This window comes from Sphingomonas sp. BL-S-28, from assembly GCF_055521515.1.
The window spans coordinates 3,410,581-3,436,095 of sequence record NZ_CM145484.1 but is presented as its reverse complement, the minus strand read 5'-3'; the positions used below and the strand labels follow the sequence as shown (position 1 = coordinate 3,436,095).

Below are 25,515 nucleotides of genomic sequence, written 5' to 3'. Positions count from 1 at the left end.
GCTCCCGCCTTCCCTATGGGCGCGATCCCCACCACGGTATCCACCGGGCGGCGCAAGCTGGTGAACGTACGACAGCGCTCGCTGATCGTCGCCAAGCTGCGCACGCTGTGGATCCTGGGGGTTTTCGCGCTGGTGGGGATGTTGGCATTGACGCGTATCTGCTGGCTGGGTGTTACCGGACCGGGCGGCCGCGATGGCGACCTGTCCGGCCTGCTGGTGCCCAATCGCGGCGAAATCGTGGACCGCAACGGCGTGCCACTCGCGCGCGAGTTCAACACCTATTCGCTGTGGTTCAATCCCAAGGCGATGAGCGAAGGCTCTGCCCTGATCCACACGCCGCAGCAGGTTGCGGACGGGCTGATCCGCATCTTCCCCGATCTCAATCGCGCCGAACTGATTGCCAAGCTGTCCTCCGACAAGCCCGGCTATCTGCGCAAGTCGATCCTGCCCGAAGACGCCAACAAGGTTCATGCGCTGGGTGAGCCGGCGCTCGAATATCCGATGGAGGCCACCCGCTATTACCCGCAGGGGTCGATGGCGGCGTCGGTGCTGGGCTATGTCGATACCTTCGGCAAGGGCCAGGTCGGCATGGAAGAAGCGTTCGACAAGCAGCTCACCAGCCCTGAAGGCCGAGCGCAACCCTCGGTCCTGTCGATCGACTTTCGCGTGCAGAGCGCGCTGGAAGACGAACTGGCGCGCGGCATGGCGCTCAGCAAGGCGAAGGGCGCGGCGGGCGTCATCCTCGATGTCGATTCGGGTGAGATCCTCGCGCTGGCATCGCTGCCTTCGTTCGATCCTAACCACGTCCAGCCTTCGGACCTGATGATCACGCCGGAACAGGCCGCGCAGGGCGATGTGCCGCACGGCTTTAACCGCGTGACCAACCAGGTCTACGAACTGGGTTCGACTTTCAAGCCGATCACCGTCGCGGCCGCGCTCGATGCCGGTACGATCACCGATCTGCGCCGCCGCTGGCCGGCATCGCCGCTGCATGTGGCAGGCTTCACGATCCACGATCTGCACAACTACGGCAGTTCGCTCAACGTGCTGGAAACGCTGATCCACTCGTCGAACGTGGTGACCGCGCAGATCGCTGACGAACTGGGCGGCGTCCGCCTGAAGAAGACGATGGAATCGCTCGGCATGAACGAGCGTCCCTATGTCGAGCTGCCGGCGCGTGGTTTCCCGCTCTGGCCGCGCGGCGAATGGCCGCGCCTGCGCACGATGACGGTGTCCTACGGCCACGGCATCGCGGTGACTCCGCTGCACCTTGCCTCCGCCTATGCGGCGCTGGTCAATGGCGGCATCTGGCGCCCGGCGACGCTGAAGAAGCTGGACGCTTCGCAGGTTCCGCAAGGGCGCCGCGTTTTCACCGCCGCCACCAGCGCGCGCATCCGCCAGCTTCTGCGCATGATCGTATCCTACGGCACCGGTCGCAAGGCCGACGCGCCCGGTTTCCGCGTGGGCGGCAAGACCGGCTCGGCCGAAAAGCCGGGTGCGGGTGGTTATCGCCACCACTCGCTGATTGCCACCTTTGCCGCCGCCTTCCCGATGGACCGCCCGCGCTACGTCGTCATTTCCATGATGGACGAGCCGCAGGCGACCGAGGCGACCTCGTTCCAGCGCACCGCCGCCTGGAACGCCGCGCCGGTGATTGCGCGCGTGATCCCCCGTATCGGGCCTCTGCTCGGCATCATGCCGGACGAGACCCGCGATATCGACGTTTCCGACCTCAAGCCGCTGATTCCGGCTGGTGGTGCTGAAGAGTGAGCCCTGACGAATGAAGCTGAATGCCCTCTGCGCTGCTGCTGACATTGCTGCCCCGGCAGGCGCGGATGTGAACGTGACCGGATTTGCCATCGATCACCGCAAGGTCGCGCCCGGAACCGTGTTCGGCGCCTTCAAGGGCGCGAAGTTCAATGGCGAGGACTACATCGCTGCTGCGATCGAGGCTGGCGCCGTGGCCATCGTCGCCAGCCCTGATGCCAAAGTAGAAGGCGCTGTCCACTTCGCCGCCGACGAGCCGCGCCACTTGTTCGCGCGCCTTGCCGCGCCGTTCTATCAGCCGGTGCCCGAAACGCTGGTGGCCGTCACCGGCACCAACGGCAAGACCTCTACCGTCGAACTGACCCGCCAGATTTGGCGCATGGCCGGCCAGCGCGCCGCCTCCATCGGCACCTTGGGCGTCACCACCAGCGACGAGACGGTTTCGACCGGCCTGACCACGCCCGATATCGTCACGTTCCTGGCGAACCTGACCGGTTTGGCGCGCGAAGGCGTGACTCATGTGGCCTATGAAGCGTCGAGCCACGGCCTTTCGCAATTCCGCATCGAAGGGCCGCGCGTGGCGGCGGGTGCCTTCACCAACCTGTCGCGCGATCACCTCGATTACCATGCCGACATGGACGATTATTTCGCGGCCAAGATGCGCCTGTTCGACGAAGTGGTCGTCGATGGCGGCACCGCCGTGATCTGGGCCGACGATGAATGGTCGGCCAAGGCCATTGCCCAAGCCAAAAAGCGCGGGCTCAAGACTTTCACCGTGGGTGCCAATGGCACCAGCATCCGCCTCTCGGGTCGCACGCCGGGCGGACTCGGCCAGAAGCTGGAGCTCGAGCACGACGGGAAATCCCGCGTGCTCGAGCTGCCGCTTATCGGGGCCTATCAGGCAGCCAACGCGCTGGTCGCGGCAGGGCTGGTGCTGGCGACGGGCGGCGATGCCCACACGACTTTCGATGCGCTGAAGCGCCTTGTTACCGTGCGCGGACGGCTTGAGCGCGCGGCAATCTCTCCGGTTGGCGCGCCGGTCTATGTCGACTATGCGCACACACCCGATGCGCTGGAGGCGGCGATTGCCGCGCTTCGGCCGCATGTTGAAGGACGCCTGATCGTGGTGTTCGGCGCCGGCGGCGACCGCGATCAGGGCAAGCGCCCCGAAATGGGCAAGGTGGCGGCAGAGGGGGCAGACCTCGCCATCGTCACCGACGACAACCCGCGCGGCGAAGACCCCGCCGCGATCCGCGCCATGGTGCTCGCCGGCATGGATGGAAAGGGACGCGAAATCGGTGACCGGCGCGAGGCTATCCGCGCGGCGGTGGCCGAAGCCAAGCGCGGGGACATCGTCCTCGTCGCCGGCAAGGGGCACGAACAGGGGCAAATCATCGGCAGCGGCGACAGCGTTCGCGTGCTGCCATTCGACGACGTGACCGTTGCCAGGGAAATGGCCGGTACGGTTGGAAGGTAGGAATGCCATGAACGCTCACGCCCGGATTCTCGAATGGCCCGCTGAAGCCGCCGAGGACTTGACCCAAGCATTGTGGGATTCGGCCACACTCGCGCGGGTGATGCAGGGCAAGGCGAGTGGTGACTTCACCGTGTCCGGCGTCGAGATCGACAGCCGCGACGTCCAGCCCGGCGACTTGTTCTTTGCCCTGAAGGGGGAGGCGATGGACGGCCACCGCTTCGTGGAAGGCGCCTTCGCCAAGGGCGCGGCTGCCGCCGTGGTAGACCGCCCGGTCGACGGTCCGCACATTCTGGTCGAGAACACGACCGAGGCGCTGGAGCGGCTGGGTGCGGCATCGCGGGCCCGTGCGCGCGGGCCGATCATCGGCGTCACCGGATCGGTGGGCAAAACCGGCGTAAAGGAAGCGATCTTCGACGCGCTGGACCGTGCGAGCCGCGGCGATGCGCACCGTTCGGTGAAGAGCTACAACAACCATGTCGGCGTGCCACTCAGCCTTGCGCGCATGCCCTCGCGCGCACGTTTCGGCATTTTCGAGATGGGCATGAACCACGCGGGCGAGATCGCCGCGCTCACCCGTCAGGTGCGCCCGAACGTCGCCATAATCACCACCATCGCGCCCGCGCATATCGAGATGCTGGGATCGATGGAGGCCATCGCCGATGCCAAGGCCGAGATTTTCGAGGGGCTTGAACCCGGCGGCGTGGCCGTGATCCCAGCAGACAGCCCCTATTTCCACCGCCTGAAGGAAGCGGCCGAAGCGCTGGGCTTCGAAGTCGTCTCGTTCGGCAAGGCGGCCGATGCGGGCGTGCGCCTGCTCGATACCGTGCCGGCCATCGGCGGCGGATCGCTGGTGACGGTGGACATGCGCGATCGGCGCGTCTGCTACACTGTGGCGGCGCCGGGCGAGCATCATGTGATCAATTCTCTCGCGGTCATGGCCGCGGTGCGCGCGGTCAAGGGGGACCTCGGCGCCGCTGGCGTGGCGCTCGCCGAAATGGGCGGGTTGCCGGGACGCGGCGCGCGGCTCCAGATCGACGTTCCGGGTGGGGAGCCCGACGCCGAGGGCCGCCGCCGCGCCTTGCTGATTGACGAAAGTTATAATGCCAACCCCGCTTCCATGCGGGCAACGCTGGAACAGCTTGGCCGCACCGCCGCTACGCGCCGGATCGCGGTGCTGGGTTCGATGAAGGAACTGGGCGCGCATGGTCCTGCCTTCCACGCCGAACTGGCCGCACCCTTGGCCGCCGCCAAGGTCGATTACGCGGTTCTGGTGGGTGACGAGATGAGCCCGCTGGTCGATGTGCTTGCGAATGCGTCGGAATCCCCGGAATCGGGGAAAACGGGCAGCGTTCCGCTTGGCAAGCGCGTGCCCTTCGCGCATTGCCTGAGTGTGCGGGAAGCTGTCGATGCGCTGCGCGCGTTCGGGCTGGAGCAGGGCGATGTGATCCTGGTCAAAGGCTCGAACTCGGTTGGCTTGGCTTCTCTGGTAACGGAACTCGGTAAACAGGAAGGGTAGGGGGGCTCCCCCGCAAGATGCTGTATCTGATCGCAGAATGGTTCCACTTCGAGGGACTGTCCAACCTCTTCCGCTACCAATCCTTCCGTTCCGGCGCGGCGCTGATGACGGCGCTGGGCATCGGCCTGCTGATCGGCCCGCGCTTCATCAACATGCTGCGCGTGCGCCAGGGCAAAGGACAGCCGATCCGTGAGGACGGTCCGCAGAGCCATCTGGCCAAGCGCGGCACGCCGACCATGGGCGGGTTGATGATCCTGACCGCGCTGGTCGCATCGATGATCCTGTTCATGGATGTGACCAACCCGTTTGTCTGGGCTTGCATCGCCGTTACCGTGGGCTTCGGAATCATCGGTTTCCTCGACGATTACGACAAGGTTTCCAAGCGCAGCACTGCCGGGCTCTCCAGCAAGCTGCGTCTGGGCCTTGAGTTCGTGGTGGCGGGTATCGCCGCCTACATCATCGTCAGCCAGCTGAACACCAACCTCTACGTGCCGTTCCTTTCGGGCCGCTACACACCGCTCGGGCCGTTCTACTACGTCTTCGCTGCCTTCGTGATCGTGGGCGCCGGCAACGCGGTGAACTTGACCGACGGTTTGGACGGGCTGGCGACAATGCCGGTCATCATCGCGGCGGGCACTTTCGCGATCATCTGCTACCTCGCCGGCCGCGTTGACTACGCCAACTACCTGGGCATTCCCCATGTGCCGCGCGCGGGTGAACTTGCGGTGTTCTGCGCGGGCATCATCGGCGCCTGCCTGGCCTTTTTGTGGTTCAACGCGCCGCCCGCCGCCGTATTCATGGGCGATACCGGGAGCCTCGCGCTCGGCGGCGCACTCGGTTGCATCGCCGTTGCCGCGCATCACGAGATCGTACTGGCCATCGTCGGCGGCCTCTTCGTGCTGGAAGCGGCATCGGTCATCATTCAGGTTTTCTGGTTCAAACGTACCGGGCGCCGCGTGTTCCGCATGGCGCCGATCCATCACCACTTCGAACAGAAGGGCTGGAAGGAATCGACCGTCGTTATCCGCTTCTGGATTATCTCGATCGTCCTTGCGGTGATCGGGCTGTCCACGCTCAAGTTGCGATAAGCGCGTGATCGTCTCTCCCGCCTTTGCCGGAAAGCGTTACGCGGTCCTCGGCCTCGCGCGCTCGGGCCTTGCTGCCGTGGAAACGCTGCTGGCCAGCGGCGCGCATGTCATGGCCTGGGATTCGCGCGATGAGCCGCGCCAGCAGATGGCTGGCCGCGTGGAACTGGCCGATCCGGTGACCGCCGATCTTACCGGTTATGACGGCGTGATCGTCTCGCCCGGCGTTCCGCTCAACACCCACCCCATCGCCGAAGCCGCGCGCCGTTATGGCGTGCCGGTGATCGGCGATATCGAACTGTTCGCGCTGGCCCGCGAAAGCCTGCCCGCGCACCGCGTGGTGGGCATCACCGGCACCAACGGCAAGTCGACGACCACCTCGCTGGTCCAGCACCTGCTGAAGTCGGCTGGCGTCGAGGCACGTGTCGGCGGCAACATCGGCGTGCCGGTGCTCTCGGCCAAGCCTTTGTCCGAAGGCGGCGTCTACGTGCTCGAACTGTCGAGCTATCAGATCGACCTCACGCGCAGCCTTGATTGTGATGTGGCGGCGCTGCTCAACATCACGCCCGATCACCTCGACCGTTACGAGAACTTCGCCGCCTATGCTGCCTCCAAGGCGCGGCTCTTCGAAATGCAGGGCGCGACCCGCCCCGCCGTGTTCGGCAAGGGCGATGTCGAGACCGCCGATATCGCCGCCGTCGAGACTGCGCGCCGCGAACCCGGTGTCGTGCGCGAGGTGGACGGGCATGAACTTGCGGCGCTGCAGAAGAACTGGCCCTCGCTGCAAGGCCCGCACAATCTGCAGAACGCTGCCGTGGCCGTCGCCATTGTCGAGGCGCTGGGCATTCCGGCGAGCAAGTGGAAGCCGGCGCTGCGCAAGTTCCGGGGCCTTCCGCACCGCATGGAGCGCGTGGCGGAGGCCAACGGCGTCGTCTACATCAACGATTCCAAGGCCACCAACCCGGCCTCGGCCGCGCCGGCCATCGCGGCATTTCCGCCCGATCCGAACCCGCGCATCCACTGGATCCTCGGCGGTCTGCCCAAGGGCGACGACCTTGACGAGTGCGCGCCGTTCTTCGGCAATATCGCCGCCGCCTACACGATCGGCGATGCCGGCCCGCGCTTTGCCGAAATCCTTGCGCCCTATACGCGCGTTCACCGCAGCGAGATGATGGCCGAAGCCATCCGCGAAGCCATGGCCGAAGCCGTCCCCGGCGATATCGTCATGCTCTCCCCCGCCTGCGCCAGCTTCGACCAGTTCCGCGATTACGAAGCGCGCGGGCTGGCGTTCCGCCAGATCGTCGAAGCGCTGCTGGAAACGCAGGGTGAAGCGGCGGCCGCAGGGGAGAAGCACTAGGATGGCCACTGTCGCGCCGGGGAACACTCCCGCCAACACGCGCTACAACCGCAACCGTCGCGGTCAGTTGGCGATCTGGTGGCAGGAGATTGACCGTACGTTCTTGGCCCTCGTGCTGATCCTGATGGGGATCGGTGCGATTGCCGTTGCGGCCGGCTCCCCGGCGAGTGCGCGCCGTCTGTCGACCTCGCAGGAACATCTGCCCTCGCTCTACTTCTTCTGGCTGCACTTGCGCTGGCAGTTCGTGGGGCTCTGCGCGATGTTCTGGGCCTCCAGCCTGTCGAAAGACAGCGCGCGGCGGCTGGGCATCCTGATTGCGGGCATGATGATCTTCGGCCTGCTGCTGGTGCCGGTGGTGGGTTCGGAAGTGAACGGCGCCAAGCGCTGGCTGCACTTCGGCATCTCGCTCCAGCCCTCGCAGTTCCTGGGCACCGGTTTCCCGATCCTGCTGGCCTGGATCCTCTCGTGGCGTGCGCGCGATCCGAACATTCCGGTGGTGGCGCTGTGCTTCTGCCTGATGGGCCTGATCGGCGCGTTGCTGATGGCGCAGCCCGACTTCGGCTCGACCATGCTGTTTTCCGGCACCTTCTTCGTGATGATCCTGCTGGCGGGCATTCCACTGAAGCGTATCGGCATGTTCGCAGGGGCGGGCGTGGCCGGCATTGTCCTGATGTATTTTACCTACGCCAACGGCCGGAACCGCATCGATTCGTTCCTCTCGGGCGGCAACGCGTTCGATCAGGTGGACCTTGCCCAGCGCACGCTGCTGAACGGTGGCTGGTTCGGGCAGGGCTTCTGGATGGGCATCCGCAAGATGGCGCTCCCCGAAGCGCATACCGACTATATCTTCTCCGTGATTGGCGAGGAATTCGGCCTGATCGCCTGCATGGTGATCGTGGGCCTCTATCTTGCACTGCTGGTGCGGGTGATGCTGCGTCTGGTGGATGAGGAAGATCTGTTCACGGTGCTTGCCGCTTCCGGCATCGCGTCTCAGTTCGGTGGGCAGGCCTTCATCAACATCCTCGTCAATCTGCAGCTCTTCCCCTCCAAGGGCATGACGCTGCCGCTGATCAGCTACGGTGGATCGTCGACTGTCGCCATGTGCTTGACGGTGGGCCTGCTGCTGGCAATCACGCGCCGCAACCCCTTTATCAAGCGCGAGGCGTTTTCGCTGCGCGCCATCGGAGACGTTTCTTCATGAGTCTGGTCAGCCGCCACTACGTTCTCGCCGCGGGCGGGACGGGCGGACACCTCATCCCCGCCTTCGCGCTTGCCGCCGAACTGGACCGCCGCGGGCATCACGTCGCGCTCATCACCGATGAGCGCGGCGCCGCGATTCCGGGCAAGCCTGACTATCTGCCGGCGCACGTGCTGCCGCAGGGCCGCATCGCGGGGAAGAACCCGCTGAACTGGCTGAAGGGCCTGCGCGGCATCCTGGAAGGCAAGCGCATGGCTCTGCGCCTGTTCGAAAGCTTCCAGCCCACCGCTGTGATCGGCTTCGGCGGTTATCCGGCAATGCCGACGATGCTGGCCGCGCGTTCGGCCCGCATTCCGACGATCCTGCATGAGCAGAACTCGGTCCTCGGCCGCGTGAACCGCTACTTCGCGGGCAAGGTCGATGCCATCGCCACCGCTTTCGAGCAGGTCGACCGGCTCGACCTCAAGCTCTCCGGCAAGGTCACGCTGGTCGGCAATCCGGTGCGGGACGAAGTGCTGAAGTTGCGCGACGCGCCGTTCCCCGAATTCACCGAGGATAGCCTGCTGCGCATCCTCGTCACCGGCGGCAGCCAGGGCGCCCGTGTTCTTTCCGAAGTGGTACCCGATGGCCTTGCCATGCTTCCCCCGGCGCTGCGTTCGCGCCTTCAGGTGATTCAGCAGTGCCGTCCCGAGGATATCGAGGCGGTTCGCGCCCGCTATGCCAGCCACGGCATCCCGGCCGAACTGGCGACTTATTTCGAGGATATGGCTGCACGTCTGGCCGGCGCGCATCTCTTCATCGGCCGCTCCGGCGCTTCGACGATTGCCGAACTGACCGATGTGGGCCGTCCGGCGATCCTGATTCCGTTGCCTATCGCCACCGACGACCATCAGGCCGCCAACACGCGGGAGATCGTGGCCGCCGGCGGTGCGCGTGCGATCCGTCAGGAAAGCTTCACCGCTTCCACGCTGGCCAAGCAGATTCAGGCCATGGCGCTCCATCCGGAGACGCTGGCCAATGCCGCGCATGCCTCATGGAATTGCGGCTATCCCAATGCCGCGGCAGATCTTGCCGATCTTGTAGAAAGCTTCGGCGCCAGCCCGATTATGGACGTAATTCGAATGGACAAGACCGTGCCCGCCAAGGGCGGCGAAGCTCTCGCGCGCAAGGGTACGGCCGCATGAAGGGCGTCGGCACCGACATCGGCACGATCCACTTCGTCGGCATCGGCGGCATCGGCATGTCCGGCATTGCCGAGGTGATGCACAACCTTGGCTATGCCGTGCAGGGCTCCGACATTGCCGAAGGCTATGTGGTGGAAGGCCTGCGCAAGCGCGGTATCAAGGTTTCGATCGGCCATGCGGCGGAAAACGTCGAAGGTGCGGCCGTGGTCGTCACCTCTACCGCCGTGAAGCGTGAGAACCCGGAAGTGGTCTATGCGCTCGAACACCGCATTCCGGTCGTGCGCCGCGCCGAGATGCTGGCCGAACTGATGCGCCTGAAGAACACCGTTGCGGTGGCCGGCACGCACGGCAAGACCACCACGACGTCGATGGTCGCGGCGCTGCTCGACGCGGGCGGGGTCGATCCCACCGTGATCAACGGCGGCATCATCAATGCTTACGGCTCCAACGCGCGTCTGGGCGAGAGCGACTGGATGGTCGTGGAGGCGGACGAGAGCGATGGTTCGTTTCTGCGTCTGGACGGCACCATCGCCGTGGTCACGAACATCGATCCCGAGCATCTCGATCACTATGGTTCGTTCGACAAGGTGAAGGACGCTTTCGTCGAATTCATCGAAAACGTGCCGTTCTACGGCTGCGCGTTGCTCTGCATCGATCATCCCGAAGTGCAGGCGGTGATCCCTAAGGTGCGGGACCGCCGCGTGGTGACTTACGGCTTCTCCGCGCAGGCGGACATTCGCGGCGAGAACGTGACGCCGGTTCCGGGCGGCAACCGTTTCGACGTGGCGCTGCGCCAGCGGGATGGCTCGTTCCGCCGGATCGAGGGCATCGAACTGCCGATGCCAGGCCGCCACAACGTCCAGAACGCGCTCGCGGCCATCGGCGTCGCCGTGGAAATGGGCTGCTCGGATGCCTGCATCCAGACCGGCTTCTCCAAGTTCGGCGGCGTGAAGCGCCGTTTCACCAAGGTGGGCGAGATCGCGGTCGAGGGCGGTAGCGTGACGGTGATCGACGATTACGGCCACCACCCGGTGGAAATCCGCGCGGTGCTGGCTGCCGCGCGCGAAGGCGTGAAGGGCCGCGTCATCGCCGTGGTCCAGCCGCACCGCTTCACGCGCCTGCGCGATCACATGGAAGACTTCGAAGGCGCGTTCAACGATGCCGACGTGGTCTATGCCGCGCCGGTCTATGCAGCGGGCGAACAGCCGATCGAAGGCGTCGATTCCGATCACATGGTCTCCGGCATGAAGGCGCGTGGGCACCGTTCCGCGCAAGTCATCGCCGGGCCGGACGCGCTGGCCGATGTGCTGGCAACCTCGATCCAGCCGGGCGACATGGTCGTCTGCCTCGGCGCGGGGGACATCACCAAGTGGGCGGCCGGTCTGGCCGATGCCGTGGTCAAGCGGAGGGCTGCGTGACCGGCTATCTCGCGCCTCGCCCCAGTGCTTCGACAAGCCCAGCACGAGCGGGATTTTATTACCTCGGTCACTTCAACACCGCTCATCCTGAGCTTGTCGAAGGATGATGGACGTGGCGCAACCTCTCCTCCCGGAAACGCGCGGCAAGCTGACGGCCGATGCGCCGTTGGCGCCGCTCGTCTGGTTCAAGTCCGGCGGCGCGGCGCAGTGGCTGTTCGAACCGAAGGACCTGGCCGACTTGCAGGCATTCCTGCGCGATCTCGATCCCGCCGTGCCGGTCATGGCGCTGGGCCTCGGCTCCAACATGATCGTACGCGACGGCGGCGTTCCCGGCGTCGTGATCCGCCTTGGCAAGCCTTTCGCCAAAGTGACGAAAGTGGACGACGTGACGCTGGAATGCGGCGGCGGCGCCAGCGGCATCCTCGTTTCCTCGACCGCGCGCGACAGCGGCATTGCCGGTGTCGAGTTCCTGCGTTCCATCCCCGGCACCGTCGGCGGCTTCGTGCGCATGAACGGCGGCGCCTATGGCGGTGAGGTCAAGGACGTACTGGTCGATTGCGATGTCGTCCTGCGTTCCGGCGAACTGGTCACTTTGGTCAATGCCGACCTTGGCTACACCTACCGCCATTCGGAACTGCCAGAGGGCGCGGTGGTTGTTTCCGCCCGCTTCAAGGGTCAACCCGGCGAGCCAGAAGCGATCCAGGCCGAGATGGACCGCATTTCCGCCAGCCGCGAGGCCAGCCAGCCGCTGCGCAGCAAGACCGGCGGTTCGACCTTCAAGAACCCCGAAGGCCACAAGGCCTGGGCTCTGGTGGACGAAGCCGGCTGCCGCGGCCTGACCTTGGGCGGCGCGCAAGTGAGCGAGAAGCACACCAATTTCCTGCTCAACGTGGCCAACGCCACCAGCAGCGATATCGAGGCTCTGGGCGAAGAAGTTCGCCGCCGGGTCAAGGAAAAGTCGGGCGTCACGCTCGAATGGGAAATCCAGCGCGTAGGCATGTTTGCCGGAGCGCCAGATCAAGAACGAGTAGGTATTCAGAAGTGACCCTCCCCAAGCTTCACGTCGCAGTCCTCATGGGCGGTTGGTCGAACGAGCGGCCGGTCTCGCTGATGAGCGGTGAGGGCGTGGCCAAGGCGCTCGAGTCCAAGGGCCACAAGGTCACCCGCATCGATATGGACCGCGATGTCGCGCTGCGCCTTGCGGAAGCCAAGCCGGACGTGGTGTTCAATGCGCTGCACGGCGCGCCGGGCGAGGATGGTACGGTGCAGGGCATGATGGACCTGATGGGCCTCACCTACACCCATTCGGGCCTCGCCACTTCGGTGATCGCCATCGACAAGGAACTGACCAAGCAGGCACTGGTCCCGCACGGCATTCCGATGCCCGGCGGCCGCATCGTCGAGAGCGCCGAGATTTTCGAGCGCGATCCGCTGCCGCGCCCCTATGTGCTGAAGCCGGTCAACGAAGGATCGTCCGTCGGCGTCGCCATCGTCACGGCCGATGGCAATTACGGCAATCCGATCGGCCGCGAGACCGAAGGCCCCTGGCAGCATTTCGACCGCCTTCTGGCCGAACCCTATATTCGCGGCCTTGAACTGACCACCGCCGTGATCGGCGATCGCGCGCTGCTGGTCACTGAACTGAGGCCCAAATCGGGCTTCTACGACTTCGATTCCAAGTACACCGACGGCATGACGCAGCACATCTGCCCGGCCGAGATCCCTGATGAGATCACGGCGGCGTGCAAGGATCTGGCTCTGCGCGCGCACCAGTTGCTGGGCTGCAAGGGCACCAGCCGTTCGGACTTCCGCTGGGATGACACGCAGGGCGTCGAAGGGCTGTTCCTGCTGGAAGTGAACACCCAGCCGGGCATGACCCCGCTCAGCCTCGTGCCCGAACAGGCCCGCGCTTGCGGCATGGAATATCCGGATCTGGTCGAGGCGATTATTGCCGAAGCGCTCGAAGATGCGCGCACCTCCAAGGCTGCGAAGGAGGGCGGATGAGCCAGACGATCCGGCGCAAGCCGAAGAGCGCAAGGAAAGTCGCCGCCCGGCAAGGCACCAAGGCCAAGGTCCGCAAGGCCAAGGCGACCACGGGATCGACGCTCGACGCGGCGATGTCGTGGTTGCCGTTCACCGAAGAGCAGCTGCACAAGATCTTCCTCGTCGCCATTCTGGGCGGCGCGGTGGGGCTTGCCTGCGTGGTGGCCAATGCCGCCGGCGTGCCGATGCTGGCGAATGCCCAGTTCGCGCGGGTTTCGGCCGATGCCGGCTTCGAAGTGAAGCGCGTGGAAGTGCGCGGCGTAAAGCACCTGAACGAGCTGAAGGTCTACGAAAAGGCGTTGGCCGAGCGTGACCGCGCGATGACCGAGGTCGATCTCGACGCGCTGCGCGCCGAATTGCTGGGCCTCTCGTGGGTCAAGGACGCGCGCGTATCGCGCCAGCTTCCCGATACCTTGGTGATCGATATCGTCGAGCGTGAGGCCCATGCGGTGCTGCGCAAGGACGATCAGTTCGTGCTGATCGACGAGACCGGGCATGAGCTGGAGCAGGTCAGCCGCAAGGATACCGGCGGCAAGCTGATCGTCTCCGGCCCCGGCGCGGGCCAGCAGGTGACGGAGCTTGCCAATCTGTTGCAAGCCGCGCCCGCATTGCAGCCCGGCGTGCAGGAAGCCGAGTGGATCGGCAACCGCCGCTGGAACCTGACTTTCCGCACCGGACAGGTCCTCGCGCTGCCCGAAGGCGACAAGGAGGCCGCCGGCGCGCTGGTCACTTTCGCGCGGCTCGATGGCACTAACCGCCTGCTGGGCGGCAAAGTCATGGCCTTCGACATGCGTGCGCCGGATCGCATCTATATGCGCGTGCCGGAAGGCGAGGGGCAGGAGATCGCCTCCAGCGCCGGTGCCGTGCCGCACGGTCAAGCCGCTGCCGATGCCACCGATAAGGCACCCAAGACCTTAATTCCCGCCGACGCGGAGGAGCAGTGATGGCAGGCCCCCGGATCACCCGCGTATTCGGCGCCGTCAACATCGGTTCCTTCCGCATTTCCGCCATCGTCGCCGGCATGTCCGAAATGGGCGACATGATCGTGCTCGGCTCCGGGCACCGCGCCAGTCAGGGCATCAAGCGCGGCTACGTCACCGACATGGCCGCCGCGACTTATGCCGTGCGCGATGCCATCGACCGGGCAGAGAAGATGGCGGACACCAGCGTTTCCAAAGTCTGGATCGGCTGCTCCGGCGCCGGGCTCGCCAGCCGGATCGACCAGTTCGATGCCGAGATCGGCGGCCGCCGGATCGAGCAGGAGGATATCGATCAACTCCTCATTTCCGCGCGGGAGGTGATCCAGCCGGACGGACGCATGGTGCTGCACGCGCAGCCCGCGCAGTATCGGCTCGACGGGGCGCATGGCGTGGGCAACCCCAAGGGGCTCCATGCCGAGCGACTGGGCGTGGACATCCACATCATGCTGGCCGACGGCGCGCCGATCCGCAATCTGACCGAGGCGGTGCAGAGCGCGCATCTGGAAGTGGAGGCGATCGTCGGCTCGCCCATTGCGGCGGGGCAGGCGTGTCTTTCGCCGGAAGAGCGCGATCTGGGTGTGGCGCTGGTCGAATTCGGGGCGGAAGTGACGAACGTGGCCGTCTATTCGCACGGCTTGCTGATCGACATGATCTCGATTCCCATGGGCTCTGCCGATATCACCGACGCGATCGCTTCGGCTTTCGGCATCCGCCGCTTCCAGGCTGAGCGCCTGAAATGCGTGAACGGTTCGGCCATCGCCAGCCCGCACGATCACCGCGAGATGATCCCGGTCAACGCGCCGGGCGAGGAACATGCCGGGCCGGTCGCCCGCCATGCCGACGATAAGAACCGCATCCCCCGCGCCGAACTGATCGGCGTCATCACCGGCCAGTTGGGCGTGTTGATGGAAGAAATAAACAAGGCGCTGAAAGTGATGCGTTTCAATGCGCAGCGCGGCAAACAAGTGGTCTTTACTGGCGGCGGCGCCGAACTGGTGGGACTCGCCGATTATGCGCAGGCCGCGCTGGGCAAGCCGGTGCGCGTGGGCAGCGTGCCGCACTTGACCGGATTGGCCGAGGCGCACGTGAAACCCGGATTTTCCACGCTTGCCGGCCTGGTTCTCTACGCCGGCGCGGACCCCGTGGATATTCGCAGCTTCGGAAAGAACCGGCAGCAGACAATAAGTTATTCGGGCCTGGGCGTGATCAATCGCGTCTATAGAGCACTGAGGGAATACTTCTGACCGATCGTGCCGACAGGGTGCCGGGCCCATTGGGGCCATGGCAAAACCGGCACGATTGGCCGCAAACGGCGGTTTCTGCTGTGGACAAAGAGCCGGCACGCTTTGCCTCGATGAAGCGAAGCGTGCAATCAAACTAGTCAAGGTAAATTTCTTCGCGCACGGGCCTGCCAGGAGAACGAAATGAGCATCAACATCGGACCGCCGGCAATCGAAGAGCTTCGTCCGCGCATCGTCGTCATCGGCGTTGGCGGGGCGGGTGGAAACGCCATCGCCAACATGATCCAGGCGCAGATCGAGGGTGTCGACTTCGTCGTCGCCAATACCGACGCGCAGGCGCTGAACAATTCGATCGCGGAAACCCGCATTCAGCTGGGGCCCGATATCACGCAGGGCCTCGGCGCCGGCGCCCGCCCCGAAGTGGGCCGCGCTGCCGCTGAGGAAACCCTGCCTGACATCGAGCGTCTGCTCGATGGCGTGCACATGGTCTTCATCGCTGCCGGCATGGGCGGCGGCACCGGCACTGGCGCCGCGCCGATCATCGCACAGGCCGCACGCGCCAAGGGCGTGCTGACGGTGGGCGTGGTTTCCAAGCCGTTCATGTTCGAAGGCACGCGCCGCATGCGCTCTGCCGATGCGGGCATCGAAGAACTGCAGAAGCACGTCGATACGCTGATCGTCATCCCGAACCAGAACCTGTTCCTGGTCGCCAAGGCGGACACCACTTTCAAGGAAGCGTTCTCGCTGGCCGACGAAGTGCTTCAGCAGGGCGTGCGCTCGATCACCGACCTGATGATCATGCCGGGCCTCATCAACCTCGACTTCGCGGACGTCCGCTCGGTCATGGGCGAGATGGGCAAGGCGATGATGGGCACGGGCGAAGGCGAAGGCCCGAACCGCGCTCTCGAAGCGGCCGAACGCGCCATAGCGAACCCGCTGCTTGACGGCGTCTCGATGCAGGGCGCCAAGGGCGTGATCATCTCGATCATCGGCGGCGACGACATGAAGCTGCTGGAAGTCGACGAAGCGGCTAACCACATCCGCGAACTGGTCGATCCCGATGCGAACATCATCTGGGGTTCGGCGTTCAACCCGGACCTGCAGGGCAAGATTCGTGTCTCGGTGGTCGCCACGGGTATCGAGCAGACCAGTGAAATGGCTGAAATCGCCGCGCGCCCGGTGTCGCTGAGTGCCGGACGGGGCCCTGTTCGCCCGATGGTTTCGCGTCCGGCCCCGGTGGAGCATCATGCGCCTTCGCGTCCGGCGATCCAGACGCCGTCGGCCTTTACTCCCCAACCGGCCCAAGCCCCGGCGCCGCTCGATCTGTCGTCCCCGGCCCCAGAACCCGCGCCGGTTCACGCCGCGGCGCCTGAGGCCGAGCCGTTCGAACTCGAACTGGGTGCGGGTGAAGAGCTGGAAGCGCATGTCGATGAACCAGCCAATGACGCCTACGGCAGCCTGACCGGCCTGCACGGCCAGCGTGCGCCGCTCGACCTGTCGGGCGGTCTCGAAACGCCGGGCGTACCGCAGGACGAACTGCTGCTGGATGGCGGGCAGACCGTGCCGAACTCGCCGCTGCGTCAGCGCCGCCCGGCCGAGCCTGCTCCGACGGCGCCGCCGGCCCGTCCGGTTGGCGGAGGCAGCACGCTGTTCGAACGCATGACAAGTCTTTCGCGTCCGAAGGCAGCGGCTCCCGAGCCGTCGGCCGACGACGAGGACTCGGCATCGATCTCGATCCCGCGTTTCCTCGGCCGCCAGAACAACCAGTAATTCGGTACCTGACGGGGCGGGCGGCTTTCGGGCTGCCCGCCCCGTCGCTATTTCCGGAACGGCGGGCGCGCGTCATGCTAGCGTGTGTTAGCCCGAGGTTCAGGTGGTGGGCGCCATAGGCCAGCCGGACAAGATCAGTGGCGCGAATGGAACGGTCAGGCCTGCATGGCCCGACCCGCGCGCCGGATAGCAAGGATATCGCAGCAGTGGCGGTGAGGCAGAAGCAATCGGGCATCAAGCCGCGGGCCGTTCGTGGCGTTCGGGCTTCGCTTGGTTTTCCCATGCTTGCGCCGGCCACGCTGGTGTTGCCTGCATTGTTTATGCCGCAGGTGTCTGCCGCGCAGAATGCTCCCGTTGTCGCACGGCCGGTGGTTCAGGCGCTGCCGGGCGCGCAGTCGCAGCGGCTGAGCGCCGCACTGGCGCGTCTCGGGCGTAATCCGCGCGATGCGGCGGCGCTTGTCGATGCTGCGGATGCGGCCAAGTCGCTGGCCGATTATGACGCTGCCATCGGCTTCTATCGCCGTGCCAACGAAATCACGCCGGGCAATGCGCATATCAAGGCGGGCCTCGCTGGCGCCCTGGCGTTGAGCGGCGACCCGGTATCGGCCATTCCACTGTTCGCAGAGGCTGAGAAGGCAGGAGCCACTCCCAGCCAGATCGCGGCAGATCGCGGGTTGGCCTACGATCTGGTGGGCGCGAACGCGACGGCCCAGCATTACTATGCGGCGGCACTTGGCGGCGCGGCGGATGAGGACGCGCGGATGCGTCTTGCCGTCAGCCAGGCGATCGCCGGTGACGGTGCGGCAGCGCAGGCTACACTGATGCCGCTGCTGCAAAAGCAGGACAAGCCGGGCTGGCGTACGCGGGCCTTCGCATTGGCGATCGGCGGCGACACGCAGCAGGCGGTGGAAGTATCGAACTCGATTCTGCCGCCGCAACTGGCGCAGAATATTGCCCCGTACTTGCGTTACATGCCGCGCCTGACGCGGGCGCAGCAGGCGGCGGCCGCCAACCTCGGCAAGTTCCCGCGTGCGTCCGAAATCGGCCACGACGATCCGCGCATCTCGGCTTACGCAACGCAACTTGCCGCGACCGAGGCGGCCATGGCGTCGCAGGCGCGCATTGCGGCGAACCCGCCGGCCGCTGGCAAGCCAGGCACGCGCGGCGGTCGCAAGACATCGTCCGCCGCCACGCCATCGCGCCCGGCGCCGGCTACGGTGGCGCAGACCGCACCGCTTTCCAGCGGCACGTCAACGCATCTCGCGTCGTCCGGCAACATGTCGCATGCCTCGGTGCCGGCCCAGCCGGCGCGGGTCGCTCCGCCCGAGCCCATGCCCACCATCGAACGCGATGCCTCGGGCGAACTGCCGGCCGTAGCCGGTAAGGCGGCTGCGCCTGCTCCTTCTGCACTGGCGCCGACCGTCGCCCGCACTACGCCGCCGGTTGCGGCGCCCCCAACTTCGATGGCCGTGCCTTCGATGGCCGCGACTTCCGTTCCGCCAACTTCGGCTCCCCGGACTTCGATTCCGCCGACTCCGCCCACGCTGCCGTCCTCGGTCGCGACGGCAAGCGGGCAGGGGTTCAACCTTTCGCGCGTGCAGACCCCGCCGACAGCAGCGCCGCCTCCGCGTGCAGCCGCGGCAACGCCGGCAACTGCTCCTGTCGCGGAAGCGCCGCCCGAGCCTAGCGCACACCAGCCGTCGCTGGCCGAGATATTCGCGGACCTCGGGAAGCCGGGGATGCAGATCGTCCCCACCGCCGGCGCCGTGGATATTCGACAGATCGAGCCCGCTCGTCCGGCACCGCCGCCGGCGCCCAAGGTCTCCGCGAAGCCCGAGGTCAAGCCCGACGATGTCGTGGAAGGCAAGCCCGACGCCAAGGGCACTACGAAGCCTGGCCCCAAGGCCGGCAAAGTTGACCCCAAGACGGGTAAGCCTGAGGCCAAGGGCCCAGGGAAGGGCGATCCGAAGGGCGATCCCAAGACCGAGGGCAAGCCGGGCGCCAAGGCCGATGCGCCCGCCAAGGGCAAGAAGCCTGCCGCTCCCGCCCATCCAAGCCGCATCTGGGTGCAGATCGGCGTGGGGCGTGACAAGGATGCCATCGCCTTCGATTGGCGCCGCTACCTCAAGCAATCGCCCGAGCTGCTTAAGGGGCGCCAGCCTTACGTGAGCGACATGGGGCGTACAAATCGCGTGCTTGTGGGTCCCTTCGAAACCCAAAAGGCCGCCAATGCGTTTATTGCCGACGCCAAGAAGCAAGGCTTTGACGATGCTCTGCCCTGGACAAGTCCGGCAGGTCAGGTAGTCGACCCGCTTTCGGCCAAGTAACCGTCCGAAGCCGCGGTGGTGCTGCCGCCCGCCTGATCTTATCCACACGCTGTTAACAGCCCAGTGCAGTTTTGCGCAGGCGATCGTGGCGTCCGGGTTGTGCAGGAGGGGCAAGGCAAAGCATCCATGCGGCCAAGCGTTGCGGAGGTCGAATGTCGGAGATCATGAGAACGGTTCAGGACGATATCGGCCGAGACGAAGAGGACAGCGCTCCCGTGGAGATGCTGGCCGCACTTTTCGAGGCGCGTGACTGGCCCTTTGAACTTGCCAGTGAGGATGAGCTTTCGGGCGAGGTAAAGGGCGCCTGGGCTACCTATCAATTCCAGGCCATCTGGCGTCCCGAAGACCGGGTGCTCCAGTTGCTCTGCCTGCCGGACGTGCGCATCACCGATGCGAAGCGCTCGGCCGTGTACGAGGCCTTGGCGCTGATCAACGAACAGCTTTGGGTCGGCCATTTCGATGTCTGGTCGAATGGCGGCGTGGTGCTTTATCGCCACGGCCTGATGCTGGGTGAGGACGGACTGCTTGGCCTGGACCAGGCACAGACCGTGGTGGAAGCCGCGATCGAGGAATGCGATCGTTTCTATCCGGTTTTCCAGTTCATCCTCTGGGGCGACAAGACCCCCACGGAAGCGCTGGCCGCCGCTCTGATCGACGCCGCCGGCGAGGCGTGATCCGGATTTGAATGCATGATTGCCGGGCTGGCAGCCGCTGGCCCGGTTCGAGCCCGGTTCGAGATTGCGTGCAGGGGTCTTGGCACGCATGAAGGGGTGCCCTAAGCCGCCCGCGTTTGCTGCATCATGCGGCGCGTTACGGCTTGAGGAAATGACATGGACCGCTTTCAGAACATCCTTCTCGTCGGCTGCGGCAACATGGCCGGGTCCATGCTGGAAGGTTGGCTGAAGGGCGGTGTTCCCGCGTCGCGCTTCACCGTCGTCGATCCCAAGCGCGAATCCGTTCCTGCAGGTGTGACGCTGCTGCAGGACCTGCCGGCAGAGGGCCGCTTCGATGCCGTCATGTTGGGCATCAAGCCGCAGGGGTTGGACGGTGCGGCACCGGCGATCGCGCCGCTGGTGGGGCAGCACACCGTGCTGTTCTCCATCCTTGCCGGCGTGGAATTCGACAGCCTGGCCGCGCGCTTCCCCGAAGCCGGCGCGATGCTGCGCATCATGCCCAATCTGGCGGTGGCGATCGGCAAGTCGCCGGTGGCGCTCGATTCGCGGGGGCTGGACGATGACGGCCGCGCCGACGTGACGGCGCTGATGGATCACCTCGGCACCCCCGAGTGGCTGGACAACGAAGGCCAGTTCGACGCGGTGACCGCGCTGACCGGTTGCGGGCCGGCCTTCGTCTATCGCTTTATCGATGCGCTGGCGGCAGGCGGTGTGGCGCTGGGGATCGAGCAGGCGCAGGCGCAGCGCCTTGCCGTGGCGATGGTGGAGGGTGCCTCGCAACTGGCGGCAGCCTCGCCGTTTTCGCCCGGCGAACTGGCCGACAAGGTGGCCAGCCCGGGCGGATCGACGCGTGCGGGCATGAACGTGCTGGATGCCGATGGCGCGCTGGCGTCGCTGATCGCCGCCACCATGAAGGCCTCCAACGATCGCAATGCGGAGATGGCGGCAGAGGCGCGCCGCGGCTGATCGGGCCGGTATGCCGATCCGCCTGGTCGGTAAGTCCGGTTCCTTTTACACTTTGACACAAACAGCTGTGGCCGGTTTTCCTTGAAAAGCGGTGCGGCGAAGGCGATATTCGGTTGGTCCGGGTTCCCGCGTTTGGCGGCGAGCCCGTCTAAGGGAGTGTGACATGGCGAATTGGAACGACCCCCAGCCCGGTACGGGCTTCGGAGCGTCTCCGAGCCTCGATAGCAGGACTGGCGGCAAGGTCGCGTACGATACGGGCCTGCGTCGCTACATGCTGTCGATCTACAACTACATGGCCTCGGGCGTTCTGCTCTCGGGCGTCGTGGCGCTGGGCTTTGCGACTTCGGGCCTTGCCGTGCAGGTGCTGAGCAGCCCGCTGCGCTGGCTGGTCATGCTGGCGCCGCTCGGTTTCGTGATGGCGATGAGCTTCGGCTTCCAGCGGATGAAGACCTCCACCCTGCAAATGCTCTACTGGGGCTTCTGCGTGATCATGGGCCTGTCGATGGCCTCGATCTTCCTGGTCTTCACCGGCGCCTCGATCGCGACGACTTTCTTCGCGACCGCCGCCGCCTTCGCGGGCCTCAGCCTGGTGGGCTACACCACCAAGAAGGATCTTTCGGGCTTCGGCACGTTCCTGACGATGGGCCTGTTCGGCATTCTGATCGCCATGCTGATCGGCATGTTCGTCCAGTCCACGGCGCTGCAGCTGGGGATCTCGATCCTGGGCGTGCTGATCTTCGCGGGCCTGACGGCTTACGATACCCAGGCGCTGAAGAACCAGTATTACAGCGTTCGCGGTACCGAGTTCGTGGGCAAGGCCGTGGTCATGGGTGCTCTGCGGCTCTATCTGGACTTCATCAACATGTTCCAGTTCCTGCTGAGCTTCCTGGGCGATCGCAGGTAATCCACCGTTTTCCACATTTGATGGTTGCTATGCCCGGTTCGATTCGTCGCACCGGGCATTTTCTTTGCTGCCCGGTCGCTGTAGTTAGTAAAGATCGAGGAAATTTGGAGTGATCGGGGTGGTAAACCTGAAGAATCGCGGCCTGGCATGGGGCCTTTCGCTGGCAGCAGGTTCGCTCGCCGTGACTTTGGCTGGCTGCGGGCCGGAGAAGGTGGCCGTTGCGCCGCCGCCGCCACCGGCAGCGGTCGTCATCCCGCCGCGGCCGATGCCGCCGATGGGCGCGCAGGCCAACATGGTGATCCCGGCGCTGGCCGTGAACGGTTCGCGTACGACGGTGAATTCGGGCATTTCGCAGGCCCAGACGCTGTGGAACCTGCGTTCGGCCTACAACGTGGCCGCGCTGAACTGCATGGGGCCGGATCACGGGCCGATCCTGGCCGGCTACAAGGACTTCCTTGTGCGCCATGCCAAGGAGCTGACCGCCACGAACAAGGCGGTCGATAAGGAATTTGCCGCCAAGTACGGCAAGGGCGGGACCAAGGCGCGCGAAACATATCAGACGCAGGTCTACAACTTCTTCGCGCTGCCGCCGGTGGTTCCCGCGCTGTGCAACGCCATGATCGGCCTTGCCGCCGAAATGCAGGCGGTTCCCGCCAGCCAGCTTAATGCCTATGCAGTGGGCGGTCTGGCCAAGGCGGAGGCTCCCTACATGGAGTTCTTCAACAGCTACGACCAGTATCGCGCTGATCTGACCGCCTGGAATGCGCGCTATGGCGCGGGCCAGCCCAGTCCGATGCTGGCGGCACCGCAGGCGGGCAGCCCGGCAGGCGTCACCCCGGTGGCGACGGCACCGGCCACCAAGCCGCAGCAGCAGGCTTACGCACAGTAAGTCTGCCAGGTAGTGTTTGCAGAAGCCGGTGTCCCGCCAGAGCGGGGCGCCGGCTCTGTCGTTTCAGCGAACCGGGCAACCGGCGCGACCGTTCGTTTGGCGTGGGCGAAAATTCCGGTGCCGCCACTTTTGCTCTTTCAACGGGCGTTTCTTCTCGCTAAGGGAGCGCTCCCGATGCGGTAACTCGCCTTGGGAAAGGACTGGAACGGGGCCGTAGCTCAGATGGGAGAGCGCGTCGTTCGCAATGACGAGGTCAGGGGTTCGATCCCCCTCGGCTCCACCAATCCTTACATGTCTGACCTGAGCCGGACGAACCGGTTCTACCCCGGCCCGAGGCGTGGATGCGCGACAAGGTCGGGTTTTTTGTTTATCTGGCCAGAGGTGCCGCGCGTGTCGCAGCATCGCCCGTGGCCGTCTTTGAATCCGCTGGACCGAACCCATGCACTTTCTTGATCAGGCGAAAATCTATATCCGTTCCGGCGCCGGCGGCCCGGGCGCGGTCTCGTTCCGTCGCGAGAAGTACGTGGAGTACGGCGGTCCGGACGGCGGCAACGGCGGCAAGGGCGCGGACATCGTGTTCGAAGCGGTGGCCGGCCTGAACACGCTGATCGATTTCCGCTACACCCAGCACTTCAAGGCCCCGCGCGGTGGCCACGGTATGGGCAAGAACCGCAATGGCGCGGCAGGCAAGGATCTTGTCATCAAGGTTCCCGTCGGCACCCAGATCGTCGATGATGAGGACCGCGAAACGGTTCTGGCCGATCTTACCGAAGCCGGCCAGCGCGTGACGCTGATGGAAGGCGGCATGGGCGGCCGCGGCAATGCCAGCTACAAGACCAGCACCAACCGCGCCCCGCGCCAGCACCAGCCCGGCATCCCGGCGCAGGAAATGTGGGTCTGGCTGCGCCTGAAGCTGCTGGCCGACGTTGGTCTGGTCGGCATGCCGAACGCGGGCAAGTCCACCTTCATCAACAAGCTGTCGAACGCGAAGGCGAAGGTGGGCGATTATGCCTTCACCACGCTGCGTCCGCAGCTGGGCGTCGTCACCCACAAGAACCGCGAGTTCGTGCTGGCGGACATTCCCGGCCTGATCGCCGGTGCGGCGGACGGCGCCGGCATCGGCGACCGCTTCCTGGGCCATATCGAGCGCTGCCGCGTGCTGGTACACCTGATCGACATTTCCAACACCGATCCGGTGGAGGCGATGCACATCGTCGAGGAAGAACTGGAAGCGTATGGCGGCGGCCTGGAAGGCAAGCCGCGCCTGGTCGCGCTCAACAAGATCGACCTGGTCGATGACGCCCTTGCCGCCGAATATGCCAAGGAACTTCTGAAGGCAGGCGCCCACGAAGTGTTCCCGATTTCCGGCGCAACCGGGAAGGGCATGTCGAAGCTGCTCGACGCGGTGATCGACTACCTGCCCGCCGCCACCGTAACCGAACGTCCCGAAGGCGAGCAGGAAGAGGCGGACGAGAAGCCCTGGTCCCCGATCTGACAGGCGAAAGCGTGGCCACGACGCTTGACGATCTGGGGCCGCGCATCTGCATCACCGGGCCGTCCAACAGTGGCAAGTCCACCCTGAAAGCGGCGATTGGCCGGGTGCGCGAGATGACCGCGATCCATCTGGATCAACTCCATCGCCAGCCGCGCACCGGATGGCGGCAAGGATCGCGTGAAATGGCAGATTTAAGGCACCGGCCATGACGGATTCGAACGTAAACCAGCGCAGGCCCGTGGACGGGCGCGCGGCCATGATGATGGTCGGGCTCTGTGCGATCTGGGGGATGCAGCAGACGGCGCTGAAGGCGGCCGCGCCGGACATGGCGCCGGTATTGCAGATCTCGCTGCGTTCGGGGCTTGCTGCCGTGGTGATCGCTGCGCTGGTATTCCTGCGCGGCGAGGCCCATGCGCTGCGCGGCGGCACGTGGAAGGCGGGTCTTGCGATCGGCGTGCTGTTTGCGCTCGAATACTTGTTCATGGGTGAAGGGCTGCGTTTCACCAGTGCCTCGCACATGGGCATTTTTCTCTACACCGCCCCGATCTTCACCGCGCTGGGGCTGCATTTTCGCTTGCCGGAAGAGCGGCTGAGCCCGTTGCAGTGGCTGGGCATCGCCACGGCCTTTGCCGGGGTGGCAGTGTCCTTTCTGGGCGGCGCGAGTGGCGGGCCGCAGCACGGTTCGGCCTGGATCGGCGATCTCATGGGCGTCGGTGCCGGCGCATCCTGGGGTGCGACCACGTTGACGCTGCGCTTCTCCAAACTCTCCCACGCGCCGAGCACGGTGACGACGCTCTACCAGCTTCTGGGCGCTTTCGTGCTGCTGGCCGTTCTGGCGCTGGCGACCGGACAGACGCATGTCACGATCACGCCGCTGCTGGGGGTGAGCTTTGCGTTTCAGACCATCGGCGTCTCGCTGGTGAGCCTGCTGGTGTGGTTCGGCATGTTGCGCGTCTATCTGGCGTCGCGTCTGGGCGTGCTTTCATTCATGACGCCCCTGTTCGGCGTGGCTTTCGGCGTGGTGCTGCTGGGCGAGCGGCTGGAGCCGGCCTTCATCGCCGGTGCGGTCATGGTGATTGCCGGAATCCTGCTGGTCAGCGGCCACGAGATGTTCCGTGCGCGCAAGGCGCGACGTGCCGTAACCGGCTGACGCGCCTGTCTATCGCCCTTGCATTCGGTCCATCGTTCCTATCGCGGGACAGGGCGCGGACTGTTTCGCAAGCG

21 protein-coding genes and 1 tRNA gene are annotated in these 25,515 nt (G+C 65.5%); all 22 read left to right on the top strand.

Features of this window, described 5'->3' with window-relative positions:
- The first annotated feature begins 15 nt into the window (after positions 1-15).
- The 22 genes from ACZ1JC_RS24740 (at position 16) to ACZ1JC_RS24635 (ending at position 25,441) form a co-directional block, all read left to right on the top strand.
- Complete coding sequence (locus ACZ1JC_RS24740) at positions 16-1,770, top strand: peptidoglycan D,D-transpeptidase FtsI family protein (protein WP_465138498.1); 1,755 nt, start codon at positions 16-18, stop codon at positions 1,768-1,770.
- A gap of 10 nt (positions 1,771-1,780) precedes the next feature.
- Positions 1,781-3,244, top strand: coding sequence for a UDP-N-acetylmuramoyl-L-alanyl-D-glutamate--2,6-diaminopimelate ligase (locus ACZ1JC_RS24735; RefSeq protein ID WP_465137645.1), 1,464 nt, complete (start codon positions 1,781-1,783; stop codon positions 3,242-3,244).
- A 7-nt stretch (positions 3,245-3,251) separates the two neighbouring features.
- Positions 3,252-4,760, top strand: coding sequence for a UDP-N-acetylmuramoyl-tripeptide--D-alanyl-D-alanine ligase (locus ACZ1JC_RS24730; RefSeq protein WP_465137646.1), 1,509 nt, complete (start codon positions 3,252-3,254; stop codon positions 4,758-4,760).
- A 17-nt stretch (positions 4,761-4,777) separates the two neighbouring features.
- Positions 4,778-5,848 carry a phospho-N-acetylmuramoyl-pentapeptide-transferase gene (mraY, locus tag ACZ1JC_RS24725; RefSeq protein WP_465137647.1) on the top strand — a complete coding sequence of 357 codons (1,071 nt, stop codon included), beginning with the start codon at positions 4,778-4,780 and terminating at the stop codon, positions 5,846-5,848.
- A 4-nt stretch (positions 5,849-5,852) separates the two neighbouring features.
- Positions 5,853-7,202, top strand: a complete 1,350-nt coding sequence (gene murD / locus ACZ1JC_RS24720) for a UDP-N-acetylmuramoyl-L-alanine--D-glutamate ligase (protein WP_465137648.1) — start codon at positions 5,853-5,855, stop codon at positions 7,200-7,202.
- Position 7,203: 1 nt separating this feature from the next.
- Positions 7,204-8,403 carry an FtsW/RodA/SpoVE family cell cycle protein gene (locus ACZ1JC_RS24715; protein WP_465137649.1) on the top strand — a complete coding sequence of 400 codons (1,200 nt, stop codon included), beginning with the start codon at positions 7,204-7,206 and terminating at the stop codon, positions 8,401-8,403.
- Complete coding sequence (gene murG / locus ACZ1JC_RS24710) at positions 8,400-9,584, top strand: undecaprenyldiphospho-muramoylpentapeptide beta-N-acetylglucosaminyltransferase (protein WP_465137650.1); 1,185 nt, start codon at positions 8,400-8,402, stop codon at positions 9,582-9,584. Before ACZ1JC_RS24715 ends, murG begins: the two co-directional genes overlap by 4 nt.
- Positions 9,581-11,002, top strand: a complete 1,422-nt coding sequence (gene murC, locus ACZ1JC_RS24705; protein ID WP_465137651.1) for a UDP-N-acetylmuramate--L-alanine ligase — start codon at positions 9,581-9,583, stop codon at positions 11,000-11,002. The genes murG and murC overlap by 4 nt, the downstream gene beginning before the upstream one ends.
- 112 nt (positions 11,003-11,114) lie before the next feature.
- Positions 11,115-12,047 carry a UDP-N-acetylmuramate dehydrogenase gene (murB, locus tag ACZ1JC_RS24700; RefSeq protein ID WP_465137652.1) on the top strand — a complete coding sequence of 311 codons (933 nt, stop codon included), beginning with the start codon at positions 11,115-11,117 and terminating at the stop codon, positions 12,045-12,047.
- Entirely contained in the window at positions 12,044-13,006 is a 963-nt protein-coding gene (locus ACZ1JC_RS24695) for a D-alanine--D-alanine ligase (RefSeq protein WP_465137653.1), read from the top strand. The genes murB and ACZ1JC_RS24695 overlap by 4 nt, the downstream gene beginning before the upstream one ends.
- Positions 13,003-13,989 (top strand): cell division protein FtsQ/DivIB, encoded by a 987-nt coding sequence (locus ACZ1JC_RS24690; protein WP_465137654.1) that lies wholly within the window; start codon positions 13,003-13,005, stop codon positions 13,987-13,989. Before ACZ1JC_RS24695 ends, ACZ1JC_RS24690 begins: the two co-directional genes overlap by 4 nt.
- A complete protein-coding gene (gene ftsA, locus ACZ1JC_RS24685) occupies positions 13,989-15,269 on the top strand; it encodes a cell division protein FtsA (RefSeq protein WP_465137655.1) in 1,281 nt (426 codons plus the stop codon). Before ACZ1JC_RS24690 ends, ftsA begins: the two co-directional genes overlap by 1 nt.
- Positions 15,270-15,449: 180 nt before the next feature.
- On the top strand, positions 15,450-17,036 hold the full coding sequence (gene ftsZ, locus ACZ1JC_RS24680) for a cell division protein FtsZ (protein ID WP_465137656.1): 1,587 nt from the start codon (positions 15,450-15,452) through the stop codon (positions 17,034-17,036).
- A gap of 320 nt (positions 17,037-17,356) precedes the next feature.
- On the top strand, positions 17,357-19,363 hold the full coding sequence (locus ACZ1JC_RS24675; protein ID WP_465137657.1) for an SPOR domain-containing protein: 2,007 nt from the start codon (positions 17,357-17,359) through the stop codon (positions 19,361-19,363).
- Positions 19,364-19,527: 164 nt separating this feature from the next.
- Positions 19,528-20,037, top strand: coding sequence for a type III secretion system chaperone family protein (locus tag ACZ1JC_RS24670; RefSeq protein WP_465137658.1), 510 nt, complete (start codon positions 19,528-19,530; stop codon positions 20,035-20,037).
- 156 nt (positions 20,038-20,193) lie between these two features.
- On the top strand, positions 20,194-21,003 hold the full coding sequence (locus tag ACZ1JC_RS24665; RefSeq protein ID WP_465137659.1) for a pyrroline-5-carboxylate reductase family protein: 810 nt from the start codon (positions 20,194-20,196) through the stop codon (positions 21,001-21,003).
- 163 nt (positions 21,004-21,166) lie between these two features.
- Positions 21,167-21,907, top strand: a complete 741-nt coding sequence (locus tag ACZ1JC_RS24660; RefSeq protein ID WP_465137660.1) for a Bax inhibitor-1/YccA family protein — start codon at positions 21,167-21,169, stop codon at positions 21,905-21,907.
- A gap of 109 nt (positions 21,908-22,016) precedes the next feature.
- On the top strand, positions 22,017-22,796 hold the full coding sequence (locus ACZ1JC_RS24655; protein WP_465137661.1) for a hypothetical protein: 780 nt from the start codon (positions 22,017-22,019) through the stop codon (positions 22,794-22,796).
- Between the two features lie 207 nt (positions 22,797-23,003).
- A tRNA-Ala gene (locus ACZ1JC_RS24650) sits at positions 23,004-23,079 on the top strand.
- A gap of 156 nt (positions 23,080-23,235) precedes the next feature.
- Entirely contained in the window at positions 23,236-24,291 is a 1,056-nt protein-coding gene (gene obgE, locus ACZ1JC_RS24645) for a GTPase ObgE (protein ID WP_465137662.1), read from the top strand.
- Positions 24,292-24,302: 11 nt separating this feature from the next.
- A complete protein-coding gene (locus ACZ1JC_RS24640; RefSeq protein ID WP_465137663.1) occupies positions 24,303-24,500 on the top strand; it encodes a hypothetical protein in 198 nt (65 codons plus the stop codon).
- The gene (locus tag ACZ1JC_RS24635) at positions 24,497-25,441 is read left to right on the top strand and encodes a DMT family transporter (protein ID WP_465137664.1); all 945 of its coding nucleotides are present in this window, start codon (positions 24,497-24,499) and stop codon (positions 25,439-25,441) included. The genes ACZ1JC_RS24640 and ACZ1JC_RS24635 overlap by 4 nt, the downstream gene beginning before the upstream one ends.
- The last annotated feature ends 74 nt before the right edge of the window (positions 25,442-25,515 follow it).

Bases quoted from the DNA above. Each gene is read 5' to 3' on its own strand.
- ftsZ (WP_465137656.1), top strand. From the start codon at position 15,450: ATGAGCATCAACATCGGACCGCCGGCAATCGAAGAGCTTCGTCCGCGC.
- ACZ1JC_RS24670 (WP_465137658.1), top strand. From the start codon at position 19,528: ATGAGAACGGTTCAGGACGATATCGGCCGAGACGAAGAGGACAGCGCT.
- ACZ1JC_RS24690 (WP_465137654.1), top strand. From the start codon at position 13,003: ATGAGCCAGACGATCCGGCGCAAGCCGAAGAGCGCAAGGAAAGTCGCC.
- ACZ1JC_RS24675 (WP_465137657.1), top strand. From the start codon at position 17,357: ATGCCGCAGGTGTCTGCCGCGCAGAATGCTCCCGTTGTCGCACGGCCG.
- mraY (WP_465137647.1), top strand. From the start codon at position 4,778: ATGCTGTATCTGATCGCAGAATGGTTCCACTTCGAGGGACTGTCCAAC.
- ACZ1JC_RS24665 (WP_465137659.1), top strand. From the start codon at position 20,194: ATGGACCGCTTTCAGAACATCCTTCTCGTCGGCTGCGGCAACATGGCC.
- ACZ1JC_RS24715 (WP_465137649.1), top strand. From the start codon at position 7,204: ATGGCCACTGTCGCGCCGGGGAACACTCCCGCCAACACGCGCTACAAC.
- obgE (WP_465137662.1), top strand. From the start codon at position 23,236: ATGCACTTTCTTGATCAGGCGAAAATCTATATCCGTTCCGGCGCCGGC.
- ACZ1JC_RS24735 (WP_465137645.1), top strand. From the start codon at position 1,781: ATGAAGCTGAATGCCCTCTGCGCTGCTGCTGACATTGCTGCCCCGGCA.
- ACZ1JC_RS24740 (WP_465138498.1), top strand. From the start codon at position 16: ATGGGCGCGATCCCCACCACGGTATCCACCGGGCGGCGCAAGCTGGTG.
- ACZ1JC_RS24660 (WP_465137660.1), top strand. From the start codon at position 21,167: ATGGCGAATTGGAACGACCCCCAGCCCGGTACGGGCTTCGGAGCGTCT.
- murC (WP_465137651.1), top strand. From the start codon at position 9,581: ATGAAGGGCGTCGGCACCGACATCGGCACGATCCACTTCGTCGGCATC.
- ftsA (WP_465137655.1), top strand. From the start codon at position 13,989: ATGGCAGGCCCCCGGATCACCCGCGTATTCGGCGCCGTCAACATCGGT.
- murG (WP_465137650.1), top strand. From the start codon at position 8,400: ATGAGTCTGGTCAGCCGCCACTACGTTCTCGCCGCGGGCGGGACGGGC.
- ACZ1JC_RS24730 (WP_465137646.1), top strand. From the start codon at position 3,252: ATGAACGCTCACGCCCGGATTCTCGAATGGCCCGCTGAAGCCGCCGAG.
- ACZ1JC_RS24635 (WP_465137664.1), top strand. From the start codon at position 24,497: ATGACGGATTCGAACGTAAACCAGCGCAGGCCCGTGGACGGGCGCGCG.